The organism is Amycolatopsis thailandensis (genome assembly GCF_042723255.1).
GTDB lineage: Bacteria > Actinomycetota > Actinomycetes > Mycobacteriales > Pseudonocardiaceae > Amycolatopsis > Amycolatopsis thailandensis.
Window position 1 is genome coordinate 108,138 of the sequence record NZ_JBHXJK010000003.1, and the last position, 17,947, is coordinate 126,084.

At 66.5% G+C, this 17,947-nt stretch carries 25 protein-coding genes; 6 read left to right on the top strand and 19 right to left on the bottom strand.

Annotated elements, in window-relative coordinates:
* Window positions 1-43: 43 nt before the first annotated feature.
* The 13 genes from ACFWMR_RS02255 to ACFWMR_RS02315 all read right to left on the bottom strand — a co-directional run bounded on the left by ACFWMR_RS02255 (window position 44) and on the right by ACFWMR_RS02315 (window position 9,339).
* Window positions 44-427, bottom strand: a complete 384-nt coding sequence (locus ACFWMR_RS02255; RefSeq protein ID WP_378376314.1) for a hypothetical protein — start codon at window positions 425-427, stop codon at window positions 44-46.
* Window positions 424-570, bottom strand: coding sequence for a hypothetical protein (locus ACFWMR_RS02260; protein WP_378376316.1), 147 nt, complete (start codon window positions 568-570; stop codon window positions 424-426). Before ACFWMR_RS02260 ends, ACFWMR_RS02255 begins: the two co-directional genes overlap by 4 nt.
* Window positions 567-1,508 carry a hypothetical protein gene (locus tag ACFWMR_RS02265; protein ID WP_378376318.1) on the bottom strand — a complete coding sequence of 314 codons (942 nt, stop codon included), beginning with the start codon at window positions 1,506-1,508 and terminating at the stop codon, window positions 567-569. The genes ACFWMR_RS02260 and ACFWMR_RS02265 overlap by 4 nt, the downstream gene beginning before the upstream one ends.
* A complete protein-coding gene (locus tag ACFWMR_RS02270) occupies window positions 1,505-1,963 on the bottom strand; it encodes an SsgA family sporulation/cell division regulator (protein ID WP_378376320.1) in 459 nt (152 codons plus the stop codon). The genes ACFWMR_RS02265 and ACFWMR_RS02270 overlap by 4 nt, the downstream gene beginning before the upstream one ends.
* 228 nt (window positions 1,964-2,191) lie before the next feature.
* Complete coding sequence (locus tag ACFWMR_RS02275) at window positions 2,192-3,583, bottom strand: replicative DNA helicase (protein WP_378376322.1); 1,392 nt, start codon at window positions 3,581-3,583, stop codon at window positions 2,192-2,194.
* On the bottom strand, window positions 3,580-4,863 hold the full coding sequence (locus tag ACFWMR_RS02280; RefSeq protein ID WP_378376324.1) for a hypothetical protein: 1,284 nt from the start codon (window positions 4,861-4,863) through the stop codon (window positions 3,580-3,582). The genes ACFWMR_RS02275 and ACFWMR_RS02280 overlap by 4 nt, the downstream gene beginning before the upstream one ends.
* A 57-nt stretch (window positions 4,864-4,920) precedes the next feature.
* Window positions 4,921-5,130: a hypothetical protein gene (locus ACFWMR_RS02285; protein WP_378376325.1), complete on the bottom strand. Its 210-nt coding sequence runs from the start codon at window positions 5,128-5,130 to the stop codon at window positions 4,921-4,923.
* A complete protein-coding gene (locus tag ACFWMR_RS02290) occupies window positions 5,127-6,143 on the bottom strand; it encodes a DNA-methyltransferase (RefSeq protein ID WP_378376327.1) in 1,017 nt (338 codons plus the stop codon). Before ACFWMR_RS02290 ends, ACFWMR_RS02285 begins: the two co-directional genes overlap by 4 nt.
* Window positions 6,140-7,318, bottom strand: a complete 1,179-nt coding sequence (recT, locus tag ACFWMR_RS02295; RefSeq protein WP_378376328.1) for a recombination protein RecT — start codon at window positions 7,316-7,318, stop codon at window positions 6,140-6,142. Before recT ends, ACFWMR_RS02290 begins: the two co-directional genes overlap by 4 nt.
* 44 nt (window positions 7,319-7,362) lie before the next feature.
* A complete protein-coding gene (locus ACFWMR_RS02300; protein WP_378376330.1) occupies window positions 7,363-8,400 on the bottom strand; it encodes a YqaJ viral recombinase family nuclease in 1,038 nt (345 codons plus the stop codon).
* Window positions 8,397-8,681, bottom strand: a complete 285-nt coding sequence (locus ACFWMR_RS02305) for a hypothetical protein (RefSeq protein WP_378376332.1) — start codon at window positions 8,679-8,681, stop codon at window positions 8,397-8,399. The genes ACFWMR_RS02300 and ACFWMR_RS02305 overlap by 4 nt, the downstream gene beginning before the upstream one ends.
* Entirely contained in the window at window positions 8,678-8,917 is a 240-nt protein-coding gene (locus ACFWMR_RS02310) for a helix-turn-helix domain-containing protein (RefSeq protein WP_378376334.1), read from the bottom strand. The genes ACFWMR_RS02305 and ACFWMR_RS02310 overlap by 4 nt, the downstream gene beginning before the upstream one ends.
* On the bottom strand, window positions 8,914-9,339 hold the full coding sequence (locus tag ACFWMR_RS02315) for a helix-turn-helix domain-containing protein (protein ID WP_378376336.1): 426 nt from the start codon (window positions 9,337-9,339) through the stop codon (window positions 8,914-8,916). The genes ACFWMR_RS02310 and ACFWMR_RS02315 overlap by 4 nt, the downstream gene beginning before the upstream one ends.
* A gap of 145 nt (window positions 9,340-9,484) precedes the next feature.
* Here ACFWMR_RS02315 and ACFWMR_RS02320 point away from each other — a divergent pair, with 145 nt between their 5' ends.
* A complete protein-coding gene (locus ACFWMR_RS02320) occupies window positions 9,485-9,982 on the top strand; it encodes a helix-turn-helix domain-containing protein (protein ID WP_378376338.1) in 498 nt (165 codons plus the stop codon).
* Here ACFWMR_RS02320 and ACFWMR_RS02325 read toward each other — a convergent pair.
* On the bottom strand, window positions 9,979-10,239 hold the full coding sequence (locus ACFWMR_RS02325) for a hypothetical protein (protein WP_378376340.1): 261 nt from the start codon (window positions 10,237-10,239) through the stop codon (window positions 9,979-9,981). The genes ACFWMR_RS02320 and ACFWMR_RS02325 overlap by 4 nt on opposite strands.
* Before the next feature lie 462 nt (window positions 10,240-10,701).
* On the opposite strand from ACFWMR_RS02325, the gene ACFWMR_RS02330 reads away from it, so the two are divergent.
* From ACFWMR_RS02330 to ACFWMR_RS02340, 3 genes are read left to right on the top strand one after another with little or no spacing between them, the layout of a single operon-like run.
* A complete protein-coding gene (locus ACFWMR_RS02330; protein ID WP_378376342.1) occupies window positions 10,702-10,917 on the top strand; it encodes a hypothetical protein in 216 nt (71 codons plus the stop codon).
* Window positions 10,914-11,495 carry a DUF6879 family protein gene (locus ACFWMR_RS02335; RefSeq protein WP_378376344.1) on the top strand — a complete coding sequence of 194 codons (582 nt, stop codon included), beginning with the start codon at window positions 10,914-10,916 and terminating at the stop codon, window positions 11,493-11,495. The genes ACFWMR_RS02330 and ACFWMR_RS02335 overlap by 4 nt, the downstream gene beginning before the upstream one ends.
* Before the next feature lie 11 nt (window positions 11,496-11,506).
* Window positions 11,507-12,364, top strand: coding sequence for a helix-turn-helix domain-containing protein (locus ACFWMR_RS02340; RefSeq protein WP_378376346.1), 858 nt, complete (start codon window positions 11,507-11,509; stop codon window positions 12,362-12,364).
* Window positions 12,365-12,548: 184 nt separating this feature from the next.
* Here the strand turns inward: ACFWMR_RS02340 and ACFWMR_RS02345 are convergent, their stop codons facing one another.
* Both ACFWMR_RS02345 and ACFWMR_RS02350 read right to left on the bottom strand, forming a co-directional pair.
* Complete coding sequence (locus ACFWMR_RS02345; protein WP_378376348.1) at window positions 12,549-13,958, bottom strand: site-specific integrase; 1,410 nt, start codon at window positions 13,956-13,958, stop codon at window positions 12,549-12,551.
* Window positions 13,959-14,030: 72 nt separating this feature from the next.
* The gene (locus ACFWMR_RS02350) at window positions 14,031-14,456 is read right to left on the bottom strand and encodes a hypothetical protein (protein ID WP_378376350.1); all 426 of its coding nucleotides are present in this window, start codon (window positions 14,454-14,456) and stop codon (window positions 14,031-14,033) included.
* Between the two features lie 98 nt (window positions 14,457-14,554).
* On the opposite strand from ACFWMR_RS02350, the gene ACFWMR_RS02355 reads away from it, so the two are divergent.
* Complete coding sequence (locus tag ACFWMR_RS02355; protein WP_378376352.1) at window positions 14,555-15,412, top strand: fructosamine kinase family protein; 858 nt, start codon at window positions 14,555-14,557, stop codon at window positions 15,410-15,412.
* 1 nt (window position 15,413) lies between these two features.
* On the opposite strand, the gene ACFWMR_RS02360 is transcribed toward ACFWMR_RS02355, so the two are convergent.
* Complete coding sequence (locus tag ACFWMR_RS02360) at window positions 15,414-16,088, bottom strand: TetR/AcrR family transcriptional regulator (RefSeq protein ID WP_093933599.1); 675 nt, start codon at window positions 16,086-16,088, stop codon at window positions 15,414-15,416.
* A 92-nt stretch (window positions 16,089-16,180) separates the two neighbouring features.
* Between ACFWMR_RS02360 and ACFWMR_RS02365 the strand changes: the two genes are divergently transcribed.
* Window positions 16,181-16,906 (top strand): SDR family oxidoreductase, encoded by a 726-nt coding sequence (locus ACFWMR_RS02365; protein ID WP_378376354.1) that lies wholly within the window; start codon window positions 16,181-16,183, stop codon window positions 16,904-16,906.
* A 98-nt stretch (window positions 16,907-17,004) separates the two neighbouring features.
* Here ACFWMR_RS02365 and ACFWMR_RS02370 read toward each other — a convergent pair whose 3' ends face one another.
* Window positions 17,005-17,325 carry an amphi-Trp domain-containing protein gene (locus ACFWMR_RS02370; protein WP_244199621.1) on the bottom strand — a complete coding sequence of 107 codons (321 nt, stop codon included), beginning with the start codon at window positions 17,323-17,325 and terminating at the stop codon, window positions 17,005-17,007.
* Between the two features lie 18 nt (window positions 17,326-17,343).
* Complete coding sequence (locus ACFWMR_RS02375; RefSeq protein WP_378376356.1) at window positions 17,344-17,943, bottom strand: formylglycine-generating enzyme family protein; 600 nt, start codon at window positions 17,941-17,943, stop codon at window positions 17,344-17,346.
* Window positions 17,944-17,947 lie beyond the last annotated feature (4 nt).

A 17,947-nucleotide genomic window follows, 5' to 3' on the forward strand; every position in this document is an offset into this window, starting at 1 on the left:
CGACGAGACGGGTTTCAGTCATGGCGGGCTGGTTCTCCTGGGGCTACTGGTGGATTTCGGTGGCGGTGCCGTCCGGCGCGATGTCGTCGCCGTTGGCAGCGACGAACACGTGCGGCTCGGGACCGTGGTGCTGGTGGATGCCGGGCGCGGTGATGACCGGGCCGCAGATGCAGTCGAGCGTTCGGGTGTGCGTGGTGCGGAGCTGGTACTCCCAGCGCCGCGGCGGGTTCGTGGCGATGCAGTCGAGCTCGCCCACGCGGGTCAGGTGCCCGAGGCCGTGCACGACTTCGTGGTCGGGGTAGCCGGTCTCGCCTCGCCCGGTGCTGGCCGTCTGGACGTGGCGGCTGATGTCGACGACGGTCCGGAAGCCGGCGGTAATCGCGGCACGGATGTCGTCGAGAAGCGCCGCTTCTCTGCCGGGGTTCACTGGTTGCCGCCGGGTTCGCTCGGCATGTGCTGGTTCTGCCGAGGCGGCGGGATGAGCAGGTCGGCAAACGTCGGGAACTCGACGGACTCGATGTCGGCGCGCCACACGCCGAGCAGCAGGTCGAGGAAGTCCGGCTCGGTCATGACTTGCCGTCCTGTTCGAACAGTTTGCCCACGGCCGCTTCGGTTCCCACGTAGGCCGCGCCGTCGTGCAATCCGCCCGCGTTGCCGAAGAACGACGGAGCCCAGCCCGCTTCGACGAAGCCGCGGGCCTGCTCGATCGTCATCGGACGGCGCGAGGGGCCAGCGTTCTTGCCGCCCTCGGCGGTGGTCAGCCACTGCGCAAGGTCTTCGGCGGTCGCGAACACCGGGGAGACGGGCGAACCTTCGGAGACGGTTTCCCACATCTGCCAGCCGTCGCCGTTCGGCGGGGGCGTGGCTTGCCACGCATCGGCCTCGGCGCGCTGGCAAGGAAACGCTTCCAACGATCCGTGGCCGCTGCAAGCGGGGCACTCGACGGGCTGGCCGTCGAGTTCGCATCGTGCGCGAACGACGATGGACTCGTTGATGCCGTCGTGCCCCAGTCCATAAAGGGACCACTCGTTCACTTCGGCAGCGGTAGGAATGACCGAAGGGATCTTCGGTTTCCAGCCCTCGCCCCGGGTCCAGGTGTCGGTAAGGTCGCGAAGGCGTCCGGCCCTGACGAGGGCAGCGACATCCTCATCGGTCAGGTGGTGAGACCACTGGCTGTTCCACAGCTCAGCAAGCCGAGCGGCTTCGCGGACGATGACGTCTTCGCCCTGGCCGTAGTACTCGGGAGAGCGGGCCACGTTGCGTTCGGCGAAGGCGCGAACTGCCGGAGTGCTGGAGGTGAGCGCGACCGAGCCGGTTGTGGCGGGATCGAAGGGGGAGTGCCCGTACCACAGGTCCCGCAGCGCCTTCGCGTGATCGGAATAGCCGTTGCTGCAGTTCGCCGGGCACGGCGTCTCGTCGACAAGGCGCCTGGGCATGAGGTAGCCGTGCCAGACCTTGTTGAGCGGCCAGTCGAAGTCGAACGGGACACGGCGGATTTCGCGACTCACGAGTCACCGCCGAGGTGTTCGGCTGCCTTGCGGAGGAAACTCTCGACGCCAGGAACGATCTGCTCGGGCTCGGCGCCGACCTGGACCATGCCGTACGTGATGTTGCGGAACTGCCGGACGTCCTCGATCGGGAACGCGATGTCCGCCTGGCCTTCGCCGGGGACTCGGAGCCGGATGATGACGTGCTGGCTGTCGTCACTGGGGAAGACCTGGACGTCCATCTCGCCAGCGGGGGAGGTCAGGCCGTCGAGGAGCAGCGAGCGGTCGAACAGCCAGGTGGTGTTCTTCTCCTGGCGGAAGTCGATCTGCACGGCGTGTGGGTCGCGGGTGTCGTAGGTCCAGACCGTGGAGAGCGAGGCGGTCGGGTGGCCAGCGAGGTGGGCGGGGATGGCCTGGGTGTGTTTGCGGGGCTGGGTGGGCGGTTTCGGCTTCGGGATGTTGATGCGGGCGGTCATGTCGTCCTCCTGGGAGAGGCTTCCATCGGCTGGTTCACAAAAGGCTATGTGAACTTTTGTAAACATGCAAGAGGTGAGTGTGGCTTGCCCGAATTGGCGTAGCGGCGGAGAGCGGAGCGATCAGACGCCGGCTGTGCTGGCTCTGGTCTCGCATGCACGTCGGCGACCGAAGGGGGCCACAAAGGACGGCCTATGGAGCCCCAGGGTCCCTCAGTAGCCTCGTCGGGGTCAGACGACGTGCAGGCGCGTCAGCGACCGCCCACGGGCGAACTGAGGCTGATACGCGATCGTCACTTCGCCCTCCGGCCCCTGCCGCTGCTTGCTGACGGTGATCCGCAACGAGTCCGGCTCGTCGGGGTCCTTCCAGAGCATCAGGATGTTGTCCGCGTCCTGCTCCAAGTTCCCGGCTTCCCGCAGGTCCGACTTCATCGGCCGCGGCGACGACCTGGACTCGACGTTGCGGTTCAGCTGCGCCAAGCCGATCACCGCACAGTCGAGCTCCTTCGCCAGGAGCTTCATCCGCCGCGAGATGTCACCGACCTCTTCGAGCCGCGACGCCATGCGCCTATCGGGTGTCGCCAGCTGCAGGTAGTCCATGACGATCAGCCCGCAGCCGGCCTTGGTCCGGCTCATCGTGCGGCCCATGCTGCGCAGCCGCGCGGGCGTGATGTCCGGGCGGTCTTCGACCCACAGAGGCACGTCCTGCAGCTTGTGTCGGGCCGTGTAGACCCGATTCCAGTCGTCCTCGGACAGGGTCCGGCGGGTCAGGTGGCTCAGCCGGACGCCGCCGATCTGGGCGATCGCGCGGTCGGTGAGTTCCCAGCGGGACATCTCGGCGCTGGCGAACACGGTGCCCTTGGCGAGGTCCTGAGCCGCCTCGACGAATGTCATCGCGATGTTCAGCCCGAACTGGAACCCGATCATGGACTTGCCGATGCCGGGCCGCGCGCCGACGACGGTGAACGTGCCGGGCTCCAGGCCGCCCTCGAGGATCTCGTCGAGATCGTGGAAACCGGTGGCCAGCCGCGGAGCCTTGGGCTCGGTGTAGTGCATCAGGCGTGCGTTGACGAGGTCGGAGATCCAGGCGCCGTCGCGTCCATCGCGGGACTCGCGCGATTTCGCGATGTCTTCGAGCAGCCCGCGCGCCTGGTCGAGCATCCCGTCGACGTCGTCGACTGGGCGTTGCGCGAGATCGGCGATCCTCGCCGAGGCCTCGACCATGCGCCGTTTGAGCGCGAACTTGGTCACGATGTCGGCGTGGTAGAGCATGGCTCCGACACCGCCTCCTGCCCTGCTGAGCAGTGTGTGGAGGTGCGTCGCGTTGCCGATTTTCTGCAGCTCGTCGGTCTGCGTCAGGTGCTCGCTGATGTGGAGCGCCACCGACACCGCGTCCGTCCGGCCGCCCCGGTTGAGGACGGCCACGATCGCCCGGTACACGGCCTGGTGGGCAGGCAGGTAGAAGTCCTGCTCCGCAAGGACGCCTTCGAGTTCGGTGACCGCCTTCTCGCCAAGGGCGATCATGTTGCCGAGGACGATCTCCTCGGAACCGTGGCTGTACTGCGGCAGGGGAGTGCCGTCACCGTAGCCGCCCTCCCCGAATGGGTCGTCGTGCTCGGTCACGAAGCCACCTCGCGCTTCGCGTTCCATGCGCGGATCAGGCTTCGGCGTGCCTTCGGGCGGCGCTCGGCGAGCCTCTCAGCCATCCATGCCTGGAAGAAGTCGTGTCGCTGCTGCAGCTCGGTCTCGTCGCGCGGGAACTCCGGATCGGCATCGGGCTCGTAGAACGGCGGCGAGGTGTGGTCCGGGCCAAGGATCCTGTCGACTGTGGCGCGGTCGAGGTACTCGTCGGGAATGTTCTGCGGATCGATGCGCGGCATGCCGTTTTTGTCTACCAAGGGCTGCTCGGCGGACTGGCCCGCGTTCTTGCGTCCGGCCGCGTCGTCGTAGAGCTCGATGAGCATCTTCGGCGAGTACACATCGGCCCGGGCATTCCAGGTACGGAGGGCCGCGGCGAGGCACTCGATGTCCCGCCCGGCGCGAACGGCCCGGTCGACCTCGTCGGCCATTTGCTGGATCTTCTTCTGGCTCAGTGGCGTCATGTGTCCGCTCGTCCAAGCGGCGATGAGCGTACGGGTCTCCGATCGGGTTGCTGTCGCGTTGAGTGCGTCGATCTTGCGACGTCGATTGTCGACGCCAGGGGGCACGTCCTCGCGTGCGTGTGCGCGCGTAGCAACCACTAAATCTGGTGACTTAGAAGCTTCCCCAACCCCCTCCCCCTCCCCAGGGGGTTCGACGAACCCTTCCGGAAACCCTTCGGGGAAGGGTTCCGAATCGGGCAATTCGGGGACCTCCAGCGAACCCTTCGCGGAAGGGTTCGGGGAACCCTTCGCGGAACCCTTATCGGAAGGGTTTCCCGGGGGAGGGGACGACGGCGGGCACAGCCGATCGGCCAGGGCTGCGACACCCTCACGATTCGCGTCCGGATCCCGACGATCGCTCGGGATCAACGGCACACACAGCCGCAGCTCGTCGGCGAGCACCGACCGCAACTTCGCCGACTGCACCTGCTGTGCCGCGTTCAGCGCGTTCTTCAGCACGTTCGGCTGCCGATAGATCCGGTCACCGCGAATGAAGGTGCGGACGAGCAGCTCTTCGGTGTCGTAGTCGATCACGACGAACCGTCGGGATTCCAGGCCCTTTAGCGCTGTGCGGATGTCGTCCGGTGTCGTGTCGGACGCCAGTTTCGACCACGGGCGTTCCCTCAGGTCGATCACACCCGCGCGGTTGATGCGCTCCTGCGAGATCAGCAGCATGAAGACACGCTGCTCGCCTGCAGTGCACGCCTTGAAGTCTTCGTTGGCCCAGATACTGAGCGACAGCCGTGCGTGGTCGCGTGGCATGAGGGGAGGCCTTTCGTGCGGGGTGGTTCGTAGGTTGTGCTCGGTGCCCAGGCCGGACTACGGCGGGCGAGGTTGTTCGGTGGCGATGTCCCATCGCCGGAGCAGCGCGCTGAGGTCGTCGACGACGTCTCGGTACGCCTGCGCGCGCTCGGGTTCACCGTGCTGCTCGTAGTGCTCTGCGTCGCGGATGCACTGCGCGAGGTAGTCGACGAGCGCCGCGCGGGCCTCGTGCGCCGTCAGCGCCCCGGGACCGCGCGGCGTTGTCATGCTGACGCCTCGTTCGGGAAGAGCGCGGTTTGACCCGGGATCTCCGGCGACACGTTCGTCGCGTCGACTCCAGCTGCGCGTGCTCGCTCTTTAGCGTCGCCCGCTCGCCAGGTAGCGAGCCGGGCGTAGTCGGCGGAGAGGTCGAGCGAGATGCCTCGGCGGCCGAGCATGGTGGCGACGAGGGCGGTGGTGCCGGTGCCGCCGAAGGGGTCGAGCACGACGCCGTCGGGCGGGCACCAGCCGGTGATGAGTCGGCGTGGCCACTCCATCGGGAACGCGGCGAAGTGGTCAACGCCGAGCGAAGCCGGCGCGTGGAGCGGCTGGGTCGGGATCTCCCATACGGAGCCGGGAACGCGGCCGCGCGGGTTCGTAGCGTCAAGCATTTTCCGCGGCTTCTGCCCGCCGCGCGGCTCGCGGCCGGTTCCGTTCGGACGGGTATAGCCGGACGGCGGGTCACGGATCTCGTCGACGTCGGCGTAGTACCTGGGCAGTTTGGTGAGGTGCACCCAGTCTTCGTGCGAGCGGCGCACCCGGTCGGTCACCGACTCTGGCAGACCGTTCGGTTTGGACCAGACCAGCACAGCCCGCGCGACCAGGTCGAGCTGGTCTACGCAGGCAACCCGGTAACGCTCCGGCAGCAGCATGAGCGACTTGTTCGGGATGCCAGTTCGACGCGGGTTCGTCTGCCGCCACGTCGCGGCAGTATCGGTCATGTGCTTTCGCCCACCGATGTTGATCTGCGTTTGGCCTTGGGCGCCGCTGTACTTGTCGCCGAGGTTGACGAAGATGCTGCCGGTAGGTTTGAGCACGCGCGTCATTTCGCGGGTGCACTCGATCAGCGCGTCGATGAACTCGCGTGGCGAGGCCTCCGCACCGATCTGCCCCATGTAGTGCTCGCCGCCGTCCTGGTAGGAGCGGAGCCCGAAGTACGGCGGGCTGGTGACGATCAGGTCGACGGACTCGTCCGCGATCGGGAGCGCGCGGGCGTTGCCACGCAGCAGCAGCGGCTTCACGACTCTCCGTTGCCAAGTTGGGCGAGGGTGGCCTGAAGGACGGCCTTCGGGTCGCCCTGTTTGAGGATGTCGGCCAGCATTTCGATCAGCTTGGGCATCTCGTCTGCGGTGATGTCGTTCGCCGAGGAGATCTCGCGCTGTAGCAGCATTGCTAGCGTGCGATGCCGGTCCCGGTCGGTCACGCCGAGCTCGCCGAGCTGGGCGTGCAGCCGCTTCATCTGATGCTCGTCCACCGTGGGGACGGGGTCGGCGCCCTCGGTCGCCGACTTTTCGGCTGCCGCGTCCGGCTGGTGATCGACAACCTCACCGTCGAGATCTGGCAGGGGCTGCTCGCCGTGCAGCATCGCGTCCGGGTTCGGGGAGGCGTCCACACGGATCGTGCCGTCCGCCTCGATCGCCGACGCGAACTCCGTCGACTTCGGCAGCCACTTCGATAGCTGACGGACGCACGTCTTCAGCGCCATGCTCTCGAAGTTGTCCCGCCACGGCCCGACGATCTCGCCATCACGGTTCTTCGCCATCGCGTACTTGTCGCGGTACTCCAGCATGTCCGGGTGGCTCATCACGTAGAACACGCGGCCGCCCGTAGTGAGCTTCGCGACGGCGTAGTACGCGATCGGTTCGCCGCGGTCGCCGGTCATGAGCGGCTTGTGGACCAGCTTGTCGTCGAGTCCGTACTCGACCTCGAAGACGTCGTTCTCGTAGACCGTGCGCGCGACAAGGTCCTGCAGCTGATCCGAGCGGTACGCCAAGGCGACCATGCCCTGATAGCCGACGATCAGCTGCGCCCGGAAACCACCGGTGCGCTTGCGGCCGCGGTCGTCGAGCCACTCGAACCGGTTGTCCCAGAACGGCAGCACCCATGCGTGGCCAAGCACACCGGGCCGGAGACCGAGCTGTGCGCAGGTCATCAGCGCGCCGAGCACAGACTGGGGCTCGCACGTTGCGAGCTTGGGGGTCTGGCGGAGGCAGGTCATCGCGTCCCGCACAAGCTGCGCTGCCTCGGTCCCGCGCGGCATCGCCGCCTGGAACGAGTTCTGCATCTGCGCGATCTGCGTGCCGAGCATCTTTCGTCCGGCTTCTTCGCGCGTGGCCTTCTCGTCAGCGTCGGTACGGGCAGGCGCCTTCTCGCCGCTGGTGTTGCGGCGGACGCGCTGGGTCAGGTCAGTTCCCATGTGGATAGTGCTCCCTGAATGACGGTGGGCTGGCTGTTGATGCGTCAGGACTTGAAGTTGAGGACCCGCGCCCGGCATGCCGCATAGGCGGCGGGATGTTCGGCGGCGAGCCGCTCAGTGTCGAGTTCCGTCGTTTGGACGGTGTGGGTGTAGGCGGCGGCGAGGTCGGGATGCTGGGCGCGGAACCGTTTTTCCAAGAACTTCCCGGTGTTGCGCCAGGTCGCGATTTCCTGGTCGCCGCACATCAGCCGGTCGCCGTCGCCGATGAGGCCGCGGACCCGGTTCTTCACCGCGTCCTCGTCTGCCGAGGCGGCCTTGGCGGCCGCAGTGGTCTTTGCGCGGGTGAGCAGGATGTCGTCGCGCTCGTCCGGGTCGATGTCGACATCGCCGCCGAGCGACGTCGGATACCGCTCGGCGAGGAACTTCGTCGCGGCGTCCGAGCCATCCCACTCCGGCGCCTCACCGGTTTTGACGTGGTCGAACCAGAACCGCCGGGACACGTCGACGAGAACCTCGATCAGTTCGTTGTCGCGCTCGATGAGCCGGTACTCGTTGTGCTGCCCGCCGATCAGGACAGCGACGTGCCATGCCGGGAGACCGGTCACGGCCATGCCCCACTGCGCCTGCAGTTCAGCGTGGTCGGCGGTCTGTCCGTTCGCCCACTCGTGCCCGACGAACTGGTTGCAGGTCTTGCCCTCGTAGCCGCGGGCACGGTTGACGATGCCATCCGGGTTCGCCAGCATCCACGGGAACTCGCGAGACCGGTAGGTTCCGGCCAGTTCGACGGAGACGTCGTGAAGCCGAGCGAAACGGTCCCGCACGATCGGCTCCAGCAGCTGGCCCATCTCGGCGGCCTCGGAAGGAGTTTCGTCGGTGATCAGCGGAAGCTGGCCGGACTTGTCCATCCAAAGTTCGACGACCGACGTGTACTTCGACAGCCCGACGAGTGTCGAGGCGTCCGAGCCGCCGATGCCGGACCGCCGAACACGGAGCCATTCGCGCCGATCTGCGCCAGGCGGAAGGACGAGCTCAGCGATCGTCGGGTCGATGCCGAGTTGATGCAGGTGCGTGGCGGTTGTCATGCGGCGGCCGCCATGATCCTGGCGTCAGCCGGTTCGACGATGAACTGCTCGACGGTTACGCGGGTACCTGTGCAGCTGTCGGCGAGGGCGTCCTCGACAACCTGGGGGAGACAGGAAGCGCAGGGTTCCGTGTAGCCGAACGTCGTGCTGGTCGCGGATTCCCAGTAGACACCGGCGACCGCGGGCGTGCCGAGCATCCCGCAGTGCTTGCAGTCGTCGGGCGTTTCAGGAACAACCAGGGTCGCCGTCTTGGCCTCGGCGGAGTACACGGCGCGGTTCACGACGCCTCCGTCGCGGGCGCGGCCTGATTGTCCGTGCCGGTCAGCAGCGCGATGACGTGGGCGCCGGAGATCTTCCACCGGTTCCCGACGCGGCGGGCGCCGAGCACACCGTTCTTGCACATGGTGTGCACGGTCCACTTCGACTTGCCGATGATCTCGCCTACTTCGCGGGGCGACATCCACGCTGTGGGGTCGATGCCGGCGAGGACGGCGGGAGCAGGCCTGGTGTCGCTCATGCGGCATCACCGCAGGAAACGTCGTCACTTTCGGCCTCGCGGCTGAAGAAGTCGTCGAGGGCCTTGTCGGTGATGAGGACGTGCCCGCCGGCGAGCAGCGGGGTCAGCTGACGGGACTGGACGAGGTCCAGGACGTCCTTCTCGGTGAGGCCGATCCGCGCGGCCACCTCGTCGAGTCGGTAAGCCCACCGGGTGGGCGGGTTCGGTGGCTCGATCATCGTGCAGGGAACTCGGAGCAGTTCGGCGAAGCGCTGGATCATGCTGCGGCTCGGCGGTCGGTGCCCGGTGAGGAGCTGCGAGATGTAGGCCTTGGAGACGCCGACGCCCTCGGCGAGGGCGTCCTGCTTCCAGTTGCCATCGAGCTCGATGATCCGTTTCAGCTCGACCCAGGGGCGGGTGGTGACGAGTGGCGTATCGGTCATGAACGAAAGGCTATGTGAACTTTTGTAAACATGCAATGTTTACGAAAGTTCTCGTGTCCAAACCCCTTCTGAGCTGTGTAAACACGGTGAGTCGAACAGGTGTTCACGTGGCGTGAAAGCAAGGGTTGCCTCATCATTGCTGACCGTGACAGAAACACAGGGGCGACGCGGTCCATGGCCGCTCGGGGAGCTCCTCAAGCGAAAGCGGGAAGAAGCCAAGCTGAGCTTGCGTGCGGCGAGCGATGCTGCTGGTTTCTCCGCGGCAACGTGGCAGCACATCGAAAAAGGGGAGAGGACGGTCGCAAAGGGGATCGTCGTCGAGTACACGCCGACTCCCGACAACGTCGTTTCCGCCGCCCAGGTCGTAGGCCTGGACGCGGCCGAACTGCTCAGACTCGGAGGCCTCGACCCGGGGCTCGCGCCTGAGCGGCCTGGCGGGCCGACAATCTCGCAGCGCGAAGTCGCGTCAGTGTTCCAGCAGCTCAGTGAGCCCTCGCGGAAGGCTCACTTGTACTTGATGCGGAAGACGTTGCTGGCCGAACAGGCGGAGCGTGCCGGCGTTGATGCCGAGGAGATTCTTGAAGCAGATGAGTTCGAGGGGCGATCGATCGAGATGGTGCGATCGCAGGAGGCGACGAGCTAATCCACGGCTCGGCGCTGGCGAACGTCAGCCAGCGCACGCTCGAGGATCGCCTCAAGCTGCTCTTCCGACATGCCGCGTGGCTTCAGGGTGATACAGCGTTCGTGGATCTCGCCGTCCTCGTAATACGCGGTGTGCGCAAGTGCGAGTGCGCCCAGGTTCCAGCTGTCGCTCGGGGCGAGACCCTTCTCCACGCAGATGTCGAAGATCTGGCCCTGCATGCCTCTTACGGTGGCGGCCGGAGTCTGCGTGTGCGTCATCTGCCTCACCCTCCCCAGGATGTCCGGTAGCGGACGGTTCGTCGTGTTGCGCACCGACCGTTACTGGTTGGAGCCGGGGCGTGAAAAGCATTCAGTTCTGACCGTAAATGAGATCCAGTTCACCATTTGGCCTTGCACTACGCATCTTGCCTGACGCCATGCCAGCCGGATGGAGCAACACCCGTTACGCGCAATGACCCACCGTGACCACAACTGCATGCACAAGATCCGCTACGGGGTGTCGAGTGGGATGCCGCAGGCTCGGGGGCGGTCGGGGTCCAGCCCGAGCCTGCGACAGGTCTTGGAGTTGTTCAGACACCCTCCGGCGTCATCGAGGCTGACACTATTCGAGGGGTATCCTAGGGTCAAGAGGGCGTGACCCGATCGGCCGACTGTTGACCATGACGACCCGAGGAGACACCATGAGCGAGTCGAATACCCCTCGCATAGGAAGGTCGGAACATGCGACTGGAGCTTCTCGCCAAGGACCCGCAGTCGGGGAAGAACGGCTGCCCCTCCGTCCACGTGGACGCGGACGACGGCACGTTCGTCGTCCAGGGGACGCACGTACCCAACTCCGAACTGCCGAGCTACCTGCCCGACGAGGGCGGAGTGAAGATCGACCCGCAGATCCTCGTCGCCGCAATGAAGATCGCGAAGGAGCGAGGCCTTCTGTGACTTCTCTGATCCCGATCGGGTCAGAGTTCGACGACCTCTTCCGCACGTTCACCAACCGGGCCTACCGGCTGGAAACGCTGCAGTCCTACGGGTCGCCCGACGAGGACGCCGCCTACGCGGCGTTCCTCGCCGGCGTCGACTTCGACCTCGATCCCGAGAACGACTGGTGGGTCACCGACGTCGTCCGCCCCGCCGCTGCGGCCGGACGGTCGATGAGCCGCGTCCACGTCGTTCGCGAACCCCTGACCGACTACCTCCGATACGAACTCACGTGGGCGTACGCGCCGAACGTCGACGCCGGCGAAGACGTCCGCATCATCCCGCTCGCGGCCAATGACCCGTGGCCAGCCGACCTACCGGAAAACCACGACTACTGGCTCCTCGACGACCGCCTCTACGAGATGGTCTATGCCGACGACGAGCGGCGAAGCTGGCTCGGATCCCGACTCGTCGACGACCCCACACGGCTTGCCCAGGCCGAGGCGTGGCGCGAAACAGCGCTCGACCGCGGCATCCCTTGGAGGGACTATGTCTCGGCGCGGCCGGAGCTGGCCGTGCACCTGCCGGTGGCGAGCTGAGGCGATAACCAGTGCCCAGGCCCATCCTCCCCAACCAGGCTCGGCTGGCCGCCCGCATGCACGAACTCCGGGCGGCCACCGACATCTCCGGCAGCGAACTCGCCCGCCGTCTCACCTGGACACAGTCCCGGGTGTCCAAGCTCGAGACCGGGCGGCAGACCGCCACCCACGAGGACGTCGACGCGTGGGCTGACAAACTACAGCTCGACGCCGGCATCCGGGACGAACTGCACCAGCTCGCCGAGGCTGCCCACCACGAGCACAAGAGCTGGCTGCACACCTTCTACGCCCGCGGCGGAGGCGCCAATGCGCAGGAGGCGATCGGCAGCATCGAGCGCATGACCAAGGTGAGCCGCGACTTCCTTCACGGGATGTGCCCCGGCATCCTCCACACCGAGGCGTACGCGCGCGAAGCGCTCTCCATCCCGGGCGGTCCAGCCGCGTTCGGCGCCGACGAGGCCGAGCGTGAAAAGATCGTCGCCGCGCGCATGGCCCGCCAGAAAGCCCTGACCGAACCAGGCAGGTCCTTCAAGTTCGTGCTCGGCGAGGCGGCGCTCTGGGCCCGGTTCGGTACCACCGAGACCCTCATCGACCAGCTGGAGCAGATGGCCGAGCAGGCACTCACGGTGCCGTCCATCGACCTCCGTGTGATTCCGTTCACGACGGCATGGCCGGTGTACCCGCTGGCGACGTTCGCGATCTACGACGAGAACATGGTGTCGATCGAGGCGCAGGCCGGCGAGCACAACGTCGTCGACCCGTCGCAGATCCAGGTGTACCTGCGGCAGTTCGAGTTGCTGCAATCGGCGGCGTTGTCGCCGAAGCGATCGGCCGCGCTGATTCGTGAGGTGGCAGCGAAGCTCCACTGAGGAGGGTGCCGCGGTTTTGCCCCGTCGAGCTGGCCGCTTGGCGGGGCTTTTTGCATTCCTGGTTCCATGCAGGCCCTGCGCTACCCTTTTCACTGCAGGGCGTTCCAGCAGGGCTGGTAGGGACGACCGACGGGCGAGATACACGAGAGCGTCGACCTTTCGGGGGTCGACGCTCTCGTCTTGCCTAGGGTTCCTCGCTGTAGGCACGGTCAAGGACCACTGCGGCCTCAGGATTTGCTGGTGCAGGGTCGACGTAATTGGAACGGGTGAAGTCAGCGGTGGCATGCCCGAACTGGTCCGAAAGGTCCGTGTCCCGGAAGCCGTTGTTGTAGAGCACTGTCGATGCGGTCTTGCGGCCAGTGTGGGTCTTCAAACCGGGTATGCCGATGCGCTCTCGCAACGCACAGACGGCGTCACTCACACGCTTCGGCGAGCGCCAGGTATCAGGTCCAGGGTTCAGGAACACGGGCTCGTCATCTGAGGCGTCCGCGCTCTTACGAAGAGTGAGCAGCAGATACAGGAAGTCGGGGATTGCGACTACTCGGTTCGACCGCTTCGTCTTGACTGGTGCCCGGTACCGTGGCGCCAGGTCCGGCTCGGTGATGTTGCCGTTGATCCAGATGTATCGGGGCGGGATCGTTCGGTGGCTTTCGTCAGGGGTTCCCTCGAAGGCGGTTCGCCTGATCGGTGCGTCCGACAGGTTTACATACCGCCAGGTGATCGCCAGGGTCTCCCCGATGCGAGTGCCAAGTCCGAACAGCGCCCGGATGATCGCGGAAAGATCCTGATCCACAGCCCGCTGGTCGTTGTCGACCGCGGCAAAGAAAGCCGGCACGGTCTCAGCTGGCAAGGCCCTCGCGGGGTTCTGAGCGCCACCCTTGATGCGACGCATCGACTTGACCGGATTGTGGTCAAGAATGCCCTCATCGACAGCGACCTGCATGAGCCCGCGGACGACCTCACGCACGACCTGCCGACTCCTGGGCGTGAGCTTGGTCGCGGCCTGCTTGGTCTTGCCGTTCTTCGGCTTGACGCGGCGATGGCTGACGAGCCCCGAGTCAAACAGCTGAAGCCGGTTGACAGTGCATTCGGTGTACAGAAGCCGCCCGAGCTGAGGAACGACGTGAGTTCGCAACGTGCTGATGTACCGATCAACGGTTCTGACTGTGCACTCATCCTTGACCCGGGCGAGGTAGGTGGGGATTCCATCGGCTACGCGGGAGGTGATGCTTAGGGGGGCACCGAGAGTCAGCTGGGGAATCAAAGTGAGGAGATAGCGATCGACGTTGGAGAGGTCCGCTGGATCCGCTTCTGTGATGGTGAGGGCGGACGTGGGCGATACAGAGGCGACGGCATGCATGGCGTTCAGCTCGGCAACATGACGCCGTAGGCGGTCGGTGGCGTCGGTGGCACTGGTACCAGTGCGTTCGATCTGGCGGGTCTGGCCGTTGAAACCTCGGTAGTTGGTAACTGCCCGCCAACGAGGCAGACGAATTCTCTCCGGAAGGTCTCCCTTCGGAATCCAGAGGTTGTCGCGGTAGCCGTAGAGGCGGATGTCGCCGTGGCTGCCGAGAGGTAGGGGCTTCCGGGGCATGGTCGTCTCCGTAAGGCATGGATATCGCATGGATTGCCCTAGCGGGTCGTCTAGCCTCGGTGCTCTGACCTGCTAGTACCCCGAGAAGTCTACCTGGTTAGGTAAGAAGAAGAAGTTCTTTCCGCGCAGTTTGGCCTTGTCTTCGTCCTTGAGCGGCAGACCGTCGATGTCGGCGTCGGGTGCCTTCACCGATTCGACGGTGACGGTGAGCCCGACGACGCCCTTCGCGTACCGGCTGTAGAACGGGATGATCGCCTGCTCGCCGAATTTGAGTTTCGTACCCGGTTTGACCGCGTCGCCGGTGACTTCCAGCGTGGGGGTGGTGGTCAGGTACGGCATCTCCGTCGTCGTCGGCGACGGGCCGGCGGGCGCCTCTCCGGACGTCGTGGCGGCGGCGCTTCTGGCCTGGCCGATGTTCGACGGTGGCGTGCAGCCGACCAGCGCGACGCCGGCCATCACGGCGATGACGGCATGACGAATTCTCGGACGTTCGGGCACGGCCGATCTCCCCTCGGAAACGAAAAACACCTGGAGTTCCCCTGAAAGCACCCTAGACAACGAGCGTTCACCCGATCGGTGGAGGTAGGTTGCTGGGCATGACCCAGGTTTCGATGCCTGCCGAGGCGGCCATGCGGATCACCGGACGAGCGGTCGCCGAGGAGAGGGGGCTCTCGGGCGCGGTCACCGAAGTGGTGTTGGACAGCGGCGACACGGTGGTCGTCAAACGGGGGCATGCCCGGAACGCGACGTCCGCGGAGGCGGCGGGACTGCGGTGGCTGGGTGAGGCCGAAGCCGTCCGGGTGCCAGAGGTCCGCGGCCACGACGACGAATGGCTCGTCACGGAACTGGTCGGCGGAGGTCGGCCGACACACCACGCGGCGGAACGGCTGGGGCGGGGGCTCGCGGCGTTGCACGCGGCCGGAGCGCCCGCGTTCGGCGCGGCTCCGCCGGAGGGGCCCGTCGACGCGTGGATCGGTGTCGCTCCGATGGAGAACGCGCAGGGGGAGGAATGGCCGCGGTGGTATGCCGAGCACCGCGTCCTGCCGTATGTCCGCCGCGCTGTCGACGAGGGCACGTTGGACGCCGACGAAGCGGCCGCGATCGAACAGGCTTGCACGCGGCTTCCGGAGATTTCCGGACCGGCCGAACCTCCTGCCCGTCTGCACGGGGATCTGTGGAACGGCAACGTTCTGTGGGGTGCCGTCGAGGCGGCCTTGATCGACCCGGCCGCACACGGCGGTCATCGTGAGACCGATCTGGCGATGCTGCAGTTGTTCGGCTGTCCGCTGCTCGACCGGGTGCTGGCCGCCTACCAGGAGGTCGCCCCGCTCGCCGAGGGCTGGACCGACCGGATCGGCGCGCATCAACTGTTCCCGCTCCTGGTGCACACCGTCCTTTTCGGACGGTCCTACGCCGGGCAGGCCGTCGCGGCGGCAAGGGCCGTCGGCCGGTAGCTCACCGCGCGACGCGATCGAGCCACTCGGCGAGCATCGCGTGCTCGGCCGGGGTCAGCGCGTCCCCGGGATCCTTCTCCAGGGCGGCTTTGAGCGCGATCGCACGACTGGGGATGTCCGAAGCGGCCTCCAAGCTTTCGGCGGTGATGGTCGCGATGACGTGTTCGCGCGCGGCGGTGATCAGGTCCGCGTCGCGCTCTTCGGGTGGGCTCGCGATGAGCGAGAGGATCACGCCCATCCCGGTCGCGTGCACCAACTGGGCGGCTCGTTCGACCGGTACGCGCAGTCTTCCGGCCTCGGCGATGCGTTCGACGATCCGGCGGAGCATCGCGTCCGCCTCCTGGCGTGCTTCGCGGACGCGGGGTTCGCCGTACATGAGCATGTAGAACGCGGGCTGGGACAGGCCGAATTCGACATGCAGATCCCAGCCGCGCCGGAGGTCGTCCACCGGGTCCTCGGTCTCGCCGAGATGGTGCTTCTCGCACAGGTAACTCTGGAAGCCATAGGTGGCGACAGCGTCGAGGAGACCGTCCTTGTCGCCGAAGGTGCGGTAGAGCGTGGGTGCTTGCACTCCCGCGGCGGCGCTGACCGCACGCGTCGACAACGCGTCTCGCCCGCCCTCCAGCAGAAGTTCCGCCGCCGCGCGGACCAGCCGGTCTTTCGTCGTCAACGTCATGTATCAACGATAACACCAAGCCGGTAGCGCTGGTTCGATATCGGTGATATCTTGATGATGTTATCAATGGAAACGCCTGATGGGAGTGCATCATGACACGCGTAGCGATCGTCACCGGCGGATCGCGGGGCATCGGCAGGGAGTCCGCCGAGCGGCTGGCGTCCGACGGATTCGCGGTCGTCGTCGGATACGGCGGCAACAAGGACGAGGCGCGGGCCGCGGTCGACGCGATCACCGCTTCGGGCGGCCAGGCGATCGCGGTCCAGGCCGACGTTGCCGACGAGAGCGCCGTCTCGGCGCTGTTCGACACCGCCGAGAAGACCTTCGGCGGGATCGACGTCGTCGTCCACGCCGCCGGGACCATGTATCTGGCGTCGGTGGCCGAACTGGATCTCGACCGGCTGGACCGGTTGCACCGCACCAACATCCGCGGCACCTTCGTGGTCGACCAGCAGGCCGCGCGCCGCGTGCGCGACGGCGGCGCGATCGTCAACTTCTCCACCTCGGTGCTCGGTCTCGCCCTTCCCGGGTACGCGGCCTATGCCGCCACGAAGGGTGCGGTCGAGGCGATCACCCTGGTCCTCGCCCGCGAACTGCGCGGCCGCGACATCACGGTGAACGCGGTGGCCCCCGGTCCGACAGCCACGGCGCTGTTCCTCGACGGCAAGGACGAGGAGACCGTCGCGCGCATGGCCGCGCAGCCGCCGCTCGAACGCCTCGGTACGCCGACAGACATCGCCGAGGTCGTCTCGTTCCTCGCGGGCCCGGCCCGCTGGGTCAACGGTCAGGTTCTCCGCGCCAACGGCGGCATCGTCTGAAAGCAGGGGCGAAGAGGGCATCAGGGGAGCGGCAAGGAAGAAGCGGACCCGCCATCGAGATACGGGCCCGCCTCATCAAGTCCTTTGTGGATGGAAGATCAGACGACGGTGCCTTCGGAGTCGTCGTCCGAGTCGGTCTCCTCGATCTTCCACTTCAGCTGGAACTCGACCTCTTCCTCGCCGTCGCCGCGCTCGTGCTCGATCGAGAACTGCGCGCGGGCGGGGACGCGGAACCGTTCTCCGGCGATCTGGATACGGAACGAGGTCTCGGACTCGAGAGCGTCGGCGAGCCGGCGCAGTTTCGCGACGACGTCGGCGGTGGAATAGACGCGTTCGACGTCTCGGGGAGCGGTCACGGTTTCCTCCAGGTTCCGGCACCCCGGCGGGGTGTCCGTGACGTCATTCAATCGCGTGATCATCAAGGACTCCAGCCGGGGTCACAGTGATCTGGCGAGACGGAAGCCGACGTCGTCGACGTGGAAGGCCGGGTGACTGCGGCGCCGCACCGAGGCCCGGCAACTCCACTGTTCGTCGAACCAGCCACCGCCCCGCAGCACCCGGTACTCGCCGTACACCTCCGCGTCGTACACGTCCCAGCACCATTCCCAGACGTTGCCCAGCATGTCGTGCAGGCCCCAGGCGTTGGGCGTCTTCCCGCCGACCTCGTGCACGGACTCCGCCGAGTTCTCGCGGTACCAGGCGATCTCGTCGAGCGGACCGTAGCGAGGTCCGGTCGTGCCGGCGCGGCAGGCGTGCTCCCACTCCGCCTCGGTGGGGAGGCGGTAGCCGTTCGCGGTCCGGTCCCAGGTCACCTCGGGCTCCAGCCGGTAGGCCGGAGTCAGCCCTTCACGTTCGGACGCCGTGTTGCAGAACCGGAGGGTGTCCTCCCAGGAGACCTCGACGAGAGGGAAACGGCCGGACCCGCGGGTGACCGGACAGGGCGCGAGCAGGAAGGACTCGACGCCGACAGTCCAGCTCCGCTGCGTCCGCCGGTCCGAAAGCGTGACCTCGCCCGCCGGCACGGTGATCATCTCCATGATC

Excerpts from the sequence above, each read along its gene's own strand:
- ACFWMR_RS02260 (WP_378376316.1), bottom strand. The coding sequence starts at position 570 with ATGACCGAGCCGGACTTCCTCGACCTGCTGCTCGGCGTGTGGCGCGCC.
- ACFWMR_RS02270 (WP_378376320.1), bottom strand. The coding sequence starts at position 1,963 with ATGACCGCCCGCATCAACATCCCGAAGCCGAAACCGCCCACCCAGCCC.
- ACFWMR_RS02280 (WP_378376324.1), bottom strand. The coding sequence starts at position 4,863 with ATGCCACGCGACCACGCACGGCTGTCGCTCAGTATCTGGGCCAACGAA.
- ACFWMR_RS02285 (WP_378376325.1), bottom strand. The coding sequence starts at position 5,130 with ATGACAACGCCGCGCGGTCCCGGGGCGCTGACGGCGCACGAGGCCCGC.
- recT (WP_378376328.1), bottom strand. The coding sequence starts at position 7,318 with ATGGGAACTGACCTGACCCAGCGCGTCCGCCGCAACACCAGCGGCGAG.
- ACFWMR_RS02300 (WP_378376330.1), bottom strand. The coding sequence starts at position 8,400 with ATGACAACCGCCACGCACCTGCATCAACTCGGCATCGACCCGACGATC.
- ACFWMR_RS02310 (WP_378376334.1), bottom strand. The coding sequence starts at position 8,917 with ATGAGCGACACCAGGCCTGCTCCCGCCGTCCTCGCCGGCATCGACCCC.
- ACFWMR_RS02315 (WP_378376336.1), bottom strand. The coding sequence starts at position 9,339 with ATGACCGATACGCCACTCGTCACCACCCGCCCCTGGGTCGAGCTGAAA.
- ACFWMR_RS02325 (WP_378376340.1), bottom strand. The coding sequence starts at position 10,239 with ATGACGCACACGCAGACTCCGGCCGCCACCGTAAGAGGCATGCAGGGC.
- ACFWMR_RS02330 (WP_378376342.1), top strand. The coding sequence starts at position 10,702 with ATGCGACTGGAGCTTCTCGCCAAGGACCCGCAGTCGGGGAAGAACGGC.
- ACFWMR_RS02345 (WP_378376348.1), bottom strand. The coding sequence starts at position 13,958 with ATGCCCCGGAAGCCCCTACCTCTCGGCAGCCACGGCGACATCCGCCTC.
- ACFWMR_RS02355 (WP_378376352.1), top strand. The coding sequence starts at position 14,555 with ATGACCCAGGTTTCGATGCCTGCCGAGGCGGCCATGCGGATCACCGGA.
- ACFWMR_RS02360 (WP_093933599.1), bottom strand. The coding sequence starts at position 16,088 with ATGACGTTGACGACGAAAGACCGGCTGGTCCGCGCGGCGGCGGAACTT.
- ACFWMR_RS02365 (WP_378376354.1), top strand. The coding sequence starts at position 16,181 with ATGACACGCGTAGCGATCGTCACCGGCGGATCGCGGGGCATCGGCAGG.
- ACFWMR_RS02370 (WP_244199621.1), bottom strand. The coding sequence starts at position 17,325 with ATGATCACGCGATTGAATGACGTCACGGACACCCCGCCGGGGTGCCGG.
- ACFWMR_RS02375 (WP_378376356.1), bottom strand. The coding sequence starts at position 17,943 with ATGGAGATGATCACCGTGCCGGCGGGCGAGGTCACGCTTTCGGACCGG.